Source organism: Winogradskyella litorisediminis (genome assembly GCF_042675765.1).
In the GTDB taxonomy this organism is placed as follows: Bacteria; Bacteroidota; Bacteroidia; order Flavobacteriales; family Flavobacteriaceae; genus Winogradskyella; species Winogradskyella litorisediminis.
Map to the genome: position 1 here is coordinate 190,140 of NZ_JBHTJL010000009.1, position 14,701 is coordinate 204,840.

Genomic DNA, 14,701 nt, shown 5'->3' on the forward strand with positions numbered 1-14,701 from the left:
AGCGAAAACTCAGTTTTAAAATTATATTGAGTAACTATTGATAATATTAGTTTTTCATTATTTTTTGAGTGGATGTATTTCCAAACTCATCAATAATTCTAACCATATATATTCCAACTTTAAGATTACTTAAATCTATAGTATTACTGCTTAAATCTGTATTCTTAAGCACTAATTTCCCAGTTAAATCATAAAGCGTTACTTCTTTTAAAGTATTAATACCTTTAATATTTAAGACATTTTGTGCTGGATTAGGATAAACCACGAAAGACGTTTGCTTGAAATCATTATTAGAAAGCGCCTGAGCTGGTGTAATATTACATACAACATTGTCAATATCTACATAATCTAAATTATTTGCTGCAGGGTCGCTTCCGTTTTGTCTTAATTTATAACGAAATACAATTTGGTCAAAATCGTTAGCAATTGGTTTATTAAAAGATATCGTTTCCCATGTATCTGCTGCACCTAATGAAGAAACTATGCCTGTATTTTCGTTAGTTTTAACACCACTTAAATATGTTTCAAACAACACTTGATGTACTAGATTTATTCTGTTAGACTTAATATCAAAACTAACGGTAATTGTTTGAGATGGTTGTACTGCACCAAAGTCATAAATAACGTTGTCTAAAAAGTTGTTTGATGTAGTAGTCGCATTAAGCTCTAATCTACCTGCATTTCCACCGCCATTACCGGGTACTAATAGCGCAGCATTTGCTTCTGGTCCGCTAGACGTCCAAGGAGTTAATCCAGATTCAAAATCGCCATTGGTTACAATATTCTCTGGTGAAACATTAAAAATAACCCACTTATCAACTTTTAAAATACCCGTAGTAACAGTTCCTTTTGCTCTAATACCTATTCTATCGATTGTTCCACTATTATCTGGATTAACAGGTATTGCAATAATAAAATCGGTGAATCCAGTACCGTTAGCAACTGTTGGCATTGTAAAATCTACTAAAGCACCTTGACCAGCAGCGGTAGAACCAGTATCGTAATTAACGACTTGCCATGTTTCAAAATCGGTTGAATTTTCGACGCGAATTCCTAAAAGCGTATAATCTGATTCCACTAAATTTAAACCTGCAGGTGTTCTTAATTGTTGAAAACCTCCTGCCCAAGTATCATTTGAGATAATACCTCCTGATGCAGTGAGATTTGACATACCACCTTGTGTAAAGCCTTCTAAATCTCCGTCTGTGTTAAAATCATAGACGACATCTTGGCCTAGGACAAGCATAGGCAAGATTGTAAAAAGTAAAAATGTAATTTTTTTCATAATAGATTAATTTAAAGTTATTGTTTGATTATTTTTTGAAATATTGGAAGCGTTTCATCTTTATATACGACTTTAAGTAAAAATACACCAATATCTAAATTTGATAAGTCAATAATATTACTACTATCGAACTTTAGTAAATACTTCCCATTAAAATCAAATACTTCTATATAAGAAATAGGCTTAGTGCTTTTAATGTTAAGCCTGTTTTTTATAGGATTTGGATATACTTGTAAAGAATTGGCTGTTTCACCAAAAATTTCACTACTTAGTGTACTACCGAGTAAGGCATTTCTAACATCTTCTACCCAACTTCTATCGGTAACTTTGTAAATAGTTTTATTTGCTCTGTCACCTGCATCCCAAGCCGTAAAACTAAAACCTCTACTAATTGCTGCTTCGGCTATATATTCGTGATATAATACTCTGGATGCATTATCTGGACCTTCATAATCACCATAAGTTTGCGTGAAATAATTATAACCACCTTCATTATCTGCTGCAAATTCTCCCAAAAACATAGGAACATTATTATTTTGTGCCCAAGTTTGTACTTGATCAAATTCTGAATCTACTGTAGCTTTATCGCTTGCACTACCCCAATCATTATCTGTATGTTGTTGGCTAGAAGAATTTGTGAAATTAAAAGGTCTATAATAATGAAATGTAGGTATTAAGTGATTATCACTATTTAAAATTGTAGATGAAATTTGTAATGGGGCTTGCCAAGAATTGGCGCCGCCACCTGTTATAACAATGTTTCTATCCACATTATTACTCCCAGATGACCTTATAATGTTTATGACATCCGTATTTAAGATGTTCATCTCTACGGCAGACATTCTAAAATAGGGCTCATTGACAATTTCGAAAAGTAAATTGTATGAATAATCTTTAAAACGGTTAGCTACCTGAGACCATATAGCTCTAAATTTTTCATTATCTGCAGCGCGTTTTGCCGAGTCTGGATATGTGTAAGATGCTGGTGCAAAACCCTGGTCGAAAGTATCAAGAAATTCTTCTTTAAGCGTTTTTCCATGAAAATCTAAAATAACTATAAGGTTTTCATCCAACGCCCAATTAATCACTTCCTCAACTCGATTTAAATAATTAGAATCAATTATATAATCTGCTGTACTTCCAGTATAACTACTAAGCGTACCAGCTGCTTTTGGGTATATTGAGGTATCACCAGTTGTTCTGTATCCAAAGAAATCTATCGGTATTCTAACCGTAGTGAATCCTGCAGAAGCTACATCCTGTATGTAAGTTTGTTGTAATACAGGAGCCCAATTGCCTTCTACTGGTGCGCTAAGAACATTACCTATATTAATGCCTCTTCCCATTAACTGAACCATTTGGTGTGGCGTAGGTTGGGCATCGATAATAAAATTTGTTATCGAAAAAAGTATTAAGAAATATAAATTTAAGCGCTTCATTTATTGACTAATTAAGCTAATCCTGCAGTTTCTTCTTTCCTTCTTTTCTAGCTTTCATTTGTTCTTTGGTTAGAACATCTTTAAATATCTGACTGAAGTATTTTTTTTGAACTGCTTGTTGCTCCTCTTTAGAAGCTCCTGCCTTTCTTACCTTTCTATACTCCATAATTCGCTTAACATGAATATCGTAAACTTGTTTTTTCTGTTCTTCAGATAATGCTAAGGATTCATCACCTGCAACAATTTCTTTATTTAATTCCTCTACTTTTTCGGTTGCCTTCTCCTTAATTTTGTCTGATTGAGCAAATCCTGTCATTGTAACTCCAAGAATTAGGGTAAGGGCAAAAATTATTCTTTTCATAATATTTCGTGTTATTTATAATATATTTTAATTACTGTTTACTTGAAAATTGTCAAAGCGCCACTGCACGACGTCGTTAACCGGATTCACATCTTGGAATACTCTAATGGCAACATAGAAATTACCTGTTGGATTAATAGTAAACGCCTCTCTTTTAAATTGAGTACGAGCTATACCTTCGGCATCTAAGCTTGCTGCTGTTGCTGTACCCATAACATTCCACTCCGATTCTACGAACGAACCAGAACCAGAATACGTATCTGAATAATAATATGTAATTTCTGTAGTATTTTTGTTAATACCTGTGATATAAGCAACGTCTAAATTTACAGTCATACTTCCGCTACCAACAAGCTGCTGAGTTATTACCATATGATCCAATATACCTGCGCCGCCAGAGATGTTATGAAAAATCTGCATTCCATTATCAGACGTTAAACTAACATCATTTACATCAGTGTATGAGTTTACCTTGTTATGATATTTTAATACAGAACCATTTGGGAAACTTGGGTCTTGGCCAATTAAAACAGTCTCGTATCCTATATCGCTTAGGTTAGTAATACTTTCGAACGTTTCTACATAATTAAACGGAACAAAATCATTATCGGTAATGGTGATTGTTTGAGATTGTAACGAAACTCCTGCATCTAATCCGCCAGAAACAGAAGATATGGTTAGGGTTATTGTTTCGTCTAGTTCTATATCAGAATCATCTAAAATAGAAATATCAACACTTGCCGAGGATGAACCCGAAGGAATATTTAATACAAACGGATTAGCGTTAGAGCCATTAAAATTAAAATCTGAAGCATCTGCATCACCAGAGGTCGTAAGCTCTACTGTAGCGTCGGAAGTTGTTGTGCCTGATAATTCAAAATTTAAAGTTATCGTTCCAGCATCTTCGTTGTAAGTTAATGTATTTGTTGCATCAAAATCTATTATTGGATTTGGAGGCAAATCATCGTTTTCTATAGTTAAAGTATGCGTAGTTTCTGTTCCTATAGATAAACCGCCATCAACTCCTGAAATTGAAAAAACTATATCTTTATCTGCACCAAAGACAGAATTATCTATAGATTGAACTTCGAAACTTGCTGAAGTCGCTCCTGCCGGAATCACCAAATCAAAATCTGAAGTTGTCTGACCTACGATTGAATAATCTGTACCAAAAACAGCATCACCAGAAGATGTTATGCTTATAATACCACCATCTGTAGTTTCTTGACTAAAAGCTATATTAATTTGGTTGCTATCTGTAGCATTTTCTTGTATCTGAGATTGCGAAACTTCAAAACCAACTACTGCTATTAAAGGGTCGTCGTTATCTATAATTGTAAACGTTAAAGCTGTATTGTCGCCTAAATTAAGATTGCCTGTTGCATTAGACAGCGTAATCGTTAAATCTTGATTTTCTTCTATAAGTTCGTCGTCAATTGGCTGTAAGCTAAACGTTGCCAGTAAGCTTTGAGCATCAATATCTAAAGTAAAAAAATCCGCACCTTGACTAGTTTCGTAATCTGTGCCGTAAACACCTCCAGATATAGTTACATCAACAGTTCCGCCACCGTGGTTAAAACTATCGACTCCAATATTAACGTTAAGACTACTTGTAGCATTCTCAATTTCTGCTAAATTTTCAAGTGAAAATTCGACAATCCCAGTTCCGTTAACTTCGTTATCATCATCCTTACAAGAAGAAACTAAAAGCAAAAGTAATGCTAGAAGTACGTATGTATTTTGTTTCATGGCTGATTTAGTTTTTGATACTGTAAAAATCCTAAAAATTTAGATTTCTATGGTTTAATAATAGTCGTATTGGGTTTGATAATTGTGAAACCTACTTTAAACCTTCGAAATTCAGGGTGTTTAGGAAAAATTTATTTATGCATTAGATGTTGTAATCCTGTAAAATTTTTATTCAAAATAGGCTCTGGGTCACCTCCTTTTACATGTCCTAAAATTCCAAAAGGACCATCGTAACCCAAATTTATGAGTTGATTAATCATCTCTTTTTCTTTATCACCGTCACCTATTGTTAAAATTTTTGGCCCTTCGGCTTTCATTCCATTTAAATTAACACACCACAAATAAGGAAGCAGATTTACAATGTTTTGTGAATAGTTTTCCAAAGTATCATGTGCATGATGAAAATTGAATACCACACCTAAGTTTTGTTTTGGTAATGCTTTTATGATACGTAATTGGTTTTCTGGTTTACCGAACCATCCACCATGGTTATAAAGCGCTATTTTACAACCTATTTTTTCGGCACGTTGCGAAAGATATTCAATCATGGCTACCGCTTGCTTTAGGGATTCTTCGTCGGTAAGCTTATCAAAATATGTCGGTTGAAAGCCAACCCAAATTTGGGTTTTTAATCCTACGTCTTTTAAGTTTTTAAAAACAACTTCTTTTTCTGGTTTTAAGGCTCCAACTTTGTCTTTGTCTTTGTCTAAGTTAATGTATAACCATACTGCTTTAATTTCTATATCTTTTTCCTTTGCGAGTTCCCACTCCAACTTCATAGTTGGTATATGCTTAGGCCGATAACCATATGCGTATTGACTGTAGCCTAAACGCTCTAACATTTCAAGTCGCTCTTTTGGTGAGCGCTCTTTAACATCAAAACCAACGATGGACCAAGGAATAAGGTTCTTTTTTCTAAATCTTATTAAGTTTTCATAATACTTAAAAAAATAGACACCGATTTTCTTCATGGCCTCGGTAACATAGTGTCCTATTGGCGGAGGATTTCTTTCAAAATAAAACTTAGAATCTTTATTCTTTTCCTGCGGAATTAAAACTACATTATCATCTGCATTTGCAATATTTTTCATGCCTTCTACCACTTTTCCATGTCCCACTTGAAACATTATATAAGGGAGTTTTGGATGCTTAAAGTCTCTACGGACTGCGCTTACTAAGTTTTTTAAATTGTCTTCGTAAGCTTCGCGTGGTTTTAGTCCTCCTTTTTTACCACTATCACTTTCGCCTTGTACCCATAGCATTCCACATAATTCATAACTATCTTTTTTAAGCTTAGACAACACACTTTTGGAGTACGATACAAATTCACTGTACAATTTTGGTTGGTTTTGCTCATTTATTAAGGTTGCCTTTTCTAAAGACCAATCTGGATTCCATGCGCCATATAAGGACATGCCACCTCTTGAACGTTTAATTAAAATAATGTCATAATCTGGATATTTTTCAGACATTTCTATACCAAAAAATAATTCTGGCCCAAAGATATAATCTGTACTAAATTTTTTCGCTGTGTGCCGTGGTGCCTTGGTAATGTCTAAAGGTTTTCCTTCTTCAAAATTATAGTAAAGGGTAACGTTTCGCTGTGCCTTTTTTAATCGTGCTTTATCAACTTCACTTAAGCCATTGGCATCTGCTCGACCATCCATATTTGATTGTCCGGTAAGTAAAAATACTTTGGTATTTTTTACTTCCATTTCTTGTGCATCACAGAAAAAAGTAATGAAGAGAAATAAAATTAGTAATCCGTGGATTTTTCTCATTCGCCTGTAATATTCGTTCTATACTCTGAGTGAAGTATATTTTTTAATTGAGATACGACCGACTCATAGTTTTTATAATTTACAACATTTTCGTTTTCTTTCTTATCGACTTTATGGTCGTAAAGCATTGATGTAATTAATGAATTGTCTTTTGGATTGATATATTCGGTATAACTAAAATCTTTCGTTTTTAATGTAAATCCATTTCCTTTTTTAATCAATACATGCGGTTTTCCACTAGCTTTAGTATCCTTTAATATTGGTACCATGCTTTGGCCATCTAATTGATTAACTGGCGCTTCAAGTTTGCACAATTCTGCGAGAGTTGGATACACATCTACCAATTCTACCAAAGCATCGGTAGTCCCATTTTCTTCAGTCAATGGATTATAAATAATCAAAGGTACTTCTGTAGAGGTATTATAATTCGTAAACTTTGCCCATTGCGTGTGCTCTTGTAAATTATAGCCATGGTCAGAAACCAACACGACAATAGTATTTTTGTCTAGATTTTGTGCTTTTAATTCTTTTAAAATTTTGCCAATTAAAGCATCTGTATAGCTTACCGTTGCATAATAACCGTGTATAAGATTAATTGCTAAACTATCCGAAACTTGTCCCTTTTTAGGAATATTAGAATAAGCTCGCATTTCTGGCCAGTTGCTAATACTCATTTTTGGAGCATTCTTAGGAATGTAATTATAATTTTCTGGTTGTTTAATTTTGTTTTTATCGTACAGATCCCAATACTTTTGAGGCGCATTAAACGGTAAGTGAGGTGCGATGAATCCGGCTGTTAAAAAAAATGGTTGTTTTGAGGTTTTTAATATTCTAATATCACGTATCACTTTTTCGGTAAGTAAACCATCAATGTAAACAGAATCATTTACTTCTGCACTTTCGTAAGCTGGACCAGTATTGGTTAATTTATACGCTTCTCTATTTTTTGGTAATTGATAGTCTTTCCAAAGCGATTGCCAATAGTCGGTTGGTGATAAACCCGAATCGTTTGTATCAAAAGCATAAGGTCGCCAAACCTCGTCCCAATCTTCTTCTCTATCATCTAAATGGTGATATATTTTTCCGTTAGAAATTGTTGTATAGCCGTTGTTTTTAAATAACTGCGGAAGCGTTATTGCTTTTGGTGTTTCCTTTTCTACAAACGTGTTATAATTTAAAAACCTATTTTTAGTTGGAAGCATACCTGTAAGCATACTTGCACGAGATGCACCGCATACTGGCACGTTACAGTATGCATTTGTAAATTTTACACCTTTCTCTGCTAAGGCATCGATGTTTGGAGAAATGATATGTTGAGCACCGTAACTCGCCAGCTCAGGACGCAAATCGTCCATATACAATAAAAGTACATTGGGCTTAGATACTTCTGCTACTGCCAGTTTCTCCTTGCATGATAAACAAAATAAAAGACAAATACCTAGCAGCCATTTACAATTATTCAGTTTCATATAATACCTCATTTATTTTGCTTTCTTTATATCCTATTCGTTGGGCAATAGCGTAAATATAGTTTCCTTTTGCTATTAGAAAAGGCTTTGTATATAATTGCCAAGGGCTATTAAAATCTAACTTATTTTGTTTTTTGTCTGAAATTAAGTAGGCTATTGAAGCGCCTTTTGTTTTAGAATGAAGTGTTACAAGTCCATCATTAATTTCAATATCTTCTATTAATGTTACAGGCTGATTATAATCTGGCCACATGGTTGCAATCATTTGATTTTCTGCTTGTACTCCAAAATCATTTCGTCCCTTCAGATGTGCTTCAAGTATTTTTTTCATTTCAGATAAAGCTGATGCATACTCTGGATTTTCAGATAGATTATTCAAATTATGTGGGTCTGCTTTTACATCGTAAAGCTCTTCTTTAGTTTTTGTATTAAACCAAATTTTCTCATTGTCATCTAACTTATTTTCAGCCTTTAAATTTAGAAAAACAGTCATCATAGGGATATTTTTTCTGTATCCAATATCTTTATATTTAGTAAGCTCAGGAAAGTCATTTCGTAAATAAAGAAACTGTTTATTGCGCACAGCTCTGATTCTATCCGTAAATTCGTCAAAACGGTCCGAGCTTGCAAAAATATACTCGCGCGGCTTCGCCTCATAAGCTCCCAAATATGCATTACCTTCCATATATTTTGGAGGTTTTATTCCAGCTAAACTAAGTATTGTTGGGGCTAAATCTACAAATGAAACCATACGGTCTGTTCGGCCAACTTTAGCATCTACCCCTTTAATAATAAGTGGAACTTTTAGTCCAGAATCATAAATTTCGCGTTTTTGTCTTGGCAAAGGACCGCCATGGTCGCTATAGAAGAAAATAATCGTATTATCGTAAAGCCCATCTTCTTTAAGCTGATTAAGTAATTGACCAACTTCGGCATCCATAAGTTCTACATTGCTATAATGCCTTGCTATGGTTTTTCGTGTCGCATCGTTGTCTGGCAAATATGGTGGCACATTTACGTCTTTTTGATTTACGGTAAGTGGTAAATCTGCTTTTTTCCATAATTGACTTTCGTGAGTTGTACCTATATTAAAAACCGAAAAAAATGGTTTGCCTTTAGGCGCATTTCGCCAATGAGCTTTAGTATTATTTTGGTCCCATGCTGTTACTGGTGGCGCAAACTGATAGTCTGTTTTTTGATTGTTGGTACAATAGTAACCAGCTTCACGCAAGTATTCTGTAAAACACTTAATCTCTTCTGGAATTACTGCCGAGTATTCCATTATATTGTTGCCATCTAAATCTATAGCTTCTGTATTTTTGGAATAAACGCGTTTTCCCCATGAGTGAATGTCTTTTCCCGTTCGCATGTGCTGCGTACCTATACTTGTTGGATACATTCCAGTTATTATAGACGACCGACTTGGACCGCAAACACCAACAACAGCAAAAGCATTTTCATAAACAATACTTTCTTTAGCTAAAGCATCCAAGTTGGGCGTTTTTGCAGTATTATCGCCATAAAAAGATAGTGTTGGACTGATATCTTCTGTAACAATCCATAGAATATTTGGCTTGTCATTAGGGATTACCTCAGGATTTGTCGCGACTTGTGACTGACATGATATGGAAAAAAAACATATGAAAACTTGTAACCAAAACTTCATATTAAAGCTCGATTTTTATAGGTGTGGCCTGTCTTGGTTTTAGTTGAAAATGCCCTTTCACCAACTTTCCATCTTGAACAAATGAATATTCGTAAGTTCCAAAAAAACCTCGACCCGAAAGTGAACCGTCTACATTAGTTGTACCAATTAAATTGGTCTTCCATTCGTCGTAGACTAAAGAGAAAAACGCCTTTCCCATAACACCTATTTGATTATTAACATCGAAGATATCTGACTTTTTACGTCCATCTTCTGTATTTCCCCAAAACAAAAATTCTGAAACACTTGGATGACTGAATGCTGCAATCATAAAATCTTTTGTGTATTGCTCGCGCACTTTTGGGTCTTGCACATCCATTGTAAATTCCGAAATACTAATTTGCTTACCGAGTGTCGCGTAAAACGATAAGATTTCAAGCACGCGTTCTGGTGGTGTTAAATCGCTACCTATGTGACTTTGTATGCCAACACCTTGTACTAATCCACCTGTGTTCTCGTCGATTCGTTTAATAAAGTCGTAATACCATTGTTGCTTTTGAGTATCCGTACCACCTTTACTTATTATCCCATATTCGTTAGTGAATCGACGCACTCTTGGTTGTTTTTTTGCTAAGGTTAAAAAAGCATTATACAAAATCTGCTCGCTACCAGTTATAGTCTGCAAATCTCTATTAGTGTAAGCTTCGTTAACTACATCCCAATGCGTAATTTTTCCTTTTGTAGCGTCTAAAATAGAATTAACGTGAGATTCAATAATCTGAGTTACTTTTTCTGGATTATCCTTGTTTTCTCGAATAGCCTTGGTTAAATAATTAAATCCTGGCCAAACCAAAACATGCCCTTTTACCGGATAGCCATCTTTTTTAAGGATATCTAAAGCTTCTAAAGTTATCTTACGATTATTTTCTTTCTGCCATTGCTTTATTTTTAAATCATTACCTAACACTAAGCTATTAAAGGCTTTTCTAAAGTTTTTATAGTCATCTGCATTCTTTACAATGTCTTCGGCAGCCATTCTTGCACCGAAAGGAAAGAGATGATTAACGAGTTTTATGTTAACATCTTTATTAGATACTGGCGTTCCGTCCTTAGTGAATTGTAAAGCAAAATTACCTTTACGTATGGCTTCTATACGCATTTTTGCATCACTGCGCCACTTAGCATCTGGCTCCATACCTGCATAGGTGATTTCTGTTTTAGGAAGCTGGGATAATTGTGTTCCTTCTGGAAAAATTTGAAACTTAATATCCTTTATTAAAAAAGCTTGCGGTCTAAAACCATATTGCATCACCAAACCTAAATCGTCTTTAGAAATATTACGGTCTGCTTGAAACGGCAGATAATAGGTTTGCCATTCGGAAGAAAAACTCTGTGTATAATCTATATTACCTTTGTAATCTTTTGTTTGCTTAAATATAATTAAAGCCTTTGCTTCCCCAGTCTCGAGGCTGGCTTTTACAGTCTTAGCTTTAAATGACAATAAGAAAAGTGTACCTTCTTTTACATTCTGTTTTTGAAGCGGTATTCTCGAAGAGCATTTCCAGATAAACTTTGGTTCTGTCTTTGTTTCAAATTGAAACATTCTATTGCCATTAGTATCCTTGGTTTTTGTAATCTCACCAAATTCTTTATTAACATTTAAGTATTCTATTTGTTCTTGGTTAACTAAATCTTTACCAGAATTTAAGATTTGGCCATATCCAAAAGCCATCAAAAAAAATAGTATTACTGTAAAACTATATTTCATTTGTCTATTATTACTTTTTCTTACCAACTTCTAAACGCTCAGGAACTAACATTTTCTTTTTCCAATCTTGTAAAAGCTTCAGTAATTCTGCTGCTTTTTCAGGTTCTTCTTCAGAAAGATTTTTTTCTTCGGAAACATCTTTTTTAAGATTGTAAAGTTCTACCTCTTTAGTCTCTAAATGTTGAATTAATTTATAATCACCAGAACGTACGGCTATCATTTTACTATCGCCAGTACTATGTGGTCTTGCCTTTTTGGATATCCAAAAAACAGACCTATCCTTCCAGTTGTCGTTATCTTTTAAAACTGAAGCATAGCTTTTTCCGTCAACACCATTTATTTTTTGACCAATAGCCAAGTCTAATAAAGTCGGGAAAACGTCCATTCCTAAAACAATGGATTCGTTATCAACTCTTGGTTTTAATTGCTTTGGCCATTTTATAAACAAAGGAACTCTTATGCCGCCTTCGTACAAATGACCTTTACCTGCTCTTAAAGGGTAATTTGTTGTTGCAAGATGGCGTTTCCATTTATAACCGTCATTGGATAGACCTCCATGGTCTGAGGAAAAGACAATAATGGTGTTGTCTTCTATGCCCATATCTTTTAAAGTGCTTAGTAAACGACCAACATTGTAGTCAACATTTTCGACCATACCAGCATAAGCCGCATCATCTTGTCGCATTTTGCGTCTGCCTTTACCTTCTTCGATGTATTCCGGTGTATCACCAAAATCAATAGATTTTAATTGCGCTTTGTTTCGGGCTTCGTCTTCTGGCTTGGCTTCAATTGGTGTATGGACTGCATAGTATGCTAAGACAGCTAAAAACGGTTTATCTTTGGGGCTGTTTTTTATAAAATCTATAGTTTCCTCAGTTAACAAATCAGAAGCATAATCGCCTTCTTTTCCATCTTTTTCTAAATCTTCAACTTGTTCCTTATGGCGTTTTCCTTTTTTGTTATAATTAAAAGGATAGAATCTACTACCAATTCCTCCCGCTCTTCCTGCTGCGTAAGTGTGGTTAAAACCAAAGTTTTCAGGACTACTTTTACCTTCTCCCAAATGCCATTTGCCAACATAAGATGTATTGTAACCTGCGTTGACAAATTGCTTAATCATATTTTTATCTTCTGGAATTGCTCCTAAGTTTCCCTTGTTTTCATTTACAGGATACATGCCCGTAATCATTCCGTAGCGCGAAGGTGTGCAACGCGGATAACTGCTGTAAGCATTTGTGAAACTGATAGAGTTTGCCGCTAGCTGGTCTATATTATCTGTGTTGTATAGTTGAGAGCCTGTAAAACTTAAATCGTGGTACCCTAAATCGTCTGTATGAATAATTAAAATATTTGGAGTTGACTTAACGCTCGTGGAATTATTCTCTTGGGCAAATACCGAAAGCGAAAAGCAAAATGAGATAAATAATACAATTTTTTTCATAAGTTTAGAACCAATTAATAATCTAGCCTAATTAGACTTTTCTTTTTTTGTTAGGTTTAATTCAGAAATTATGCCAAAAAAAGCGACAATAAACCATCGCTTTTTTTTAAACCATACTATTTCGTTAAATGTGCCTTTAATTTTGCTTTTAAGTCTTTAACGATGTTTTGATACTCAGCCTCATTAATTAAATTTTTTGTTTCTAATGGATCTTTTTCGTAATCGTAAAATTCTCTAGCTACGATGTTGTCTTCCGTATAACTATCATAACTTCTGTAGTCGTTTTTATGCCATTCGGTATATCTGTAACGTTCTGTTCTTACAGCATAGCCCATTCTTGGACCACGTCTGTACTGGTGGTGTGCGTAATCGACATCTATTGTTGTAGAAGGATTGTTGTCTAATAATGGCACAAGTGACTTTCCTTCTAATTGTGGATGCATTGGCACATTTGCCAAATCGAAAACGGTTGGAAATAAATCCACCAAATTAACAGGATGATTGGATTTCTGATTTTTCTCTACACCAGGACCAGCAAACATGAAAGGAATTCTCGTTGCTTGCTCAAAATTACTATGCTTACACCACTCGGTATGGTCTCCAAGATGAAATCCATGATCTCCCCAAAGTACAATCACCGTATTTTCTAGCTCATTTTTGCTCTCTAAGAAATCTAACAATTTACCTAGTTGAGCATCTATATAAGATACACAAGCCATGTAGCCATGTATTAATTCTTTTTGTTTTTCGATTGGCAAAGCTTCACCGACATCTATTTTATTTGGTATATCGGAGTAAGAGCGCAATTCTCCAAAATTATGAAACGCTAAGCGTGGTGTTCCCTCAGATAATTTTTGAAATTTTGCAACTTCAATATCTTCTCTCTTGTATAAATCCCAGTATTTTTTTGGAGCATTAAAAGGAAGATGTGGTCTTTGAAAACCTACAGCTTGAAACCACGGTTTACCACCATTCATCATATCTTTCATTTGCTCTATCGCCGTGTCGGCAAATACAGCGTCTTGATAGTGGTTGTCTGGCACATCTGGACCTTCACTACTCGGTTTTATTTTACTATAAATGTATTTGCTAAATTGACCATATTTCTTTTTTCCCTTTTTTAACGCTTCTTCCTTTAGCTTTTGCATTTCTGCTTTGGTCTGTGGGTCTTGATACACATTAAACATAGGATTACCTTCTGGTGAGGGCAATTGATGAGGCTTGCTCCAACTCTTACCATCGTGTCCTGGTGACGAAGAACCTTTATGATAAATTTTACCAACACCTGTGCTCTCGTAGCCTTGGGAAATTAAATATTCTGGCATTGAAACCAAATCTGGTGCTGACTTTCTAAAGTCGGTATGTAAATCCCAAACTTTCGTACGGTCTGGATTTGTACCTGTCATAACACTGGCTCTTGATGGCCCACAAACGGCATACTGTACGTGAGCATTTGCAAAAGTCATACCCATTTCTGCAAGTCTATCAAAATTTGGTGTTACCATTTGCGCTTCACCATAATTAGAAAGCAAGGGCTTTAAATCGTCAACCGCTATAAAAAGAATATTTTTTTGGGAAGTATTAGCTTGCGCTACTTGTTTAGAATTCATGCTTTTTTCTGCCTGTTGGCTTTTACATGAATTTGATAACATGGCTAATAATGACAGCGCTAAAACAATTTTAAATTTCATACTTACTCTGTTTATTATGTCTTTTAAAGAACCGTTATGTTTAGTTGGGTAACTACAAGATTGTTCCACACA

General features: G+C 34.8%; 10 protein-coding genes. All 10 read right to left on the reverse strand.

Going from position 1 to position 14,701, the window contains the following annotated elements:
* Nucleotides 1-46: 46 nt before the first annotated feature.
* The gene (locus ACFQ1Q_RS03255) at nt 47-1,285 is read right to left on the reverse strand and encodes a T9SS type A sorting domain-containing protein (RefSeq protein WP_386127939.1); all 1,239 of its coding nucleotides are present in this window, start codon (nt 1,283-1,285) and stop codon (nt 47-49) included.
* Between the two features lie 17 nt (nt 1,286-1,302).
* Nucleotides 1,303-2,724, reverse strand: coding sequence for a cellulase family glycosylhydrolase (locus ACFQ1Q_RS03260; protein WP_386127941.1), 1,422 nt, complete (start codon nt 2,722-2,724; stop codon nt 1,303-1,305).
* Between the two features lie 16 nt (nt 2,725-2,740).
* Nucleotides 2,741-3,085, reverse strand: a complete 345-nt coding sequence (locus tag ACFQ1Q_RS03265) for a hypothetical protein (protein ID WP_386127943.1) — start codon at nt 3,083-3,085, stop codon at nt 2,741-2,743.
* Between the two features lie 27 nt (nt 3,086-3,112).
* Entirely contained in the window at nt 3,113-4,834 is a 1,722-nt protein-coding gene (locus ACFQ1Q_RS03270) for a Calx-beta domain-containing protein (RefSeq protein ID WP_386127945.1), read from the reverse strand.
* A gap of 131 nt (nt 4,835-4,965) precedes the next feature.
* Nucleotides 4,966-6,615, reverse strand: coding sequence for a sialate O-acetylesterase (locus tag ACFQ1Q_RS03275; protein WP_386127947.1), 1,650 nt, complete (start codon nt 6,613-6,615; stop codon nt 4,966-4,968).
* Nucleotides 6,612-8,084, reverse strand: a complete 1,473-nt coding sequence (locus ACFQ1Q_RS03280) for a sulfatase (RefSeq protein WP_386127949.1) — start codon at nt 8,082-8,084, stop codon at nt 6,612-6,614. Before ACFQ1Q_RS03280 ends, ACFQ1Q_RS03275 begins: the two co-directional genes overlap by 4 nt.
* The gene (locus ACFQ1Q_RS03285) at nt 8,071-9,750 is read right to left on the reverse strand and encodes a sulfatase-like hydrolase/transferase (protein WP_386127951.1); all 1,680 of its coding nucleotides are present in this window, start codon (nt 9,748-9,750) and stop codon (nt 8,071-8,073) included. The genes ACFQ1Q_RS03280 and ACFQ1Q_RS03285 overlap by 14 nt, the downstream gene beginning before the upstream one ends.
* 1 nt (nt 9,751) lies before the next feature.
* The gene (locus ACFQ1Q_RS03290; RefSeq protein WP_386127953.1) at nt 9,752-11,497 is read right to left on the reverse strand and encodes an endo-1,4-beta-xylanase; all 1,746 of its coding nucleotides are present in this window, start codon (nt 11,495-11,497) and stop codon (nt 9,752-9,754) included.
* 10 nt (nt 11,498-11,507) lie between these two features.
* Nucleotides 11,508-12,938, reverse strand: a complete 1,431-nt coding sequence (locus ACFQ1Q_RS03295; protein ID WP_386127955.1) for a sulfatase — start codon at nt 12,936-12,938, stop codon at nt 11,508-11,510.
* Between the two features lie 116 nt (nt 12,939-13,054).
* On the reverse strand, nt 13,055-14,629 hold the full coding sequence (locus ACFQ1Q_RS03300) for a sulfatase (RefSeq protein ID WP_386127957.1): 1,575 nt from the start codon (nt 14,627-14,629) through the stop codon (nt 13,055-13,057).
* Nucleotides 14,630-14,701 lie beyond the last annotated feature (72 nt).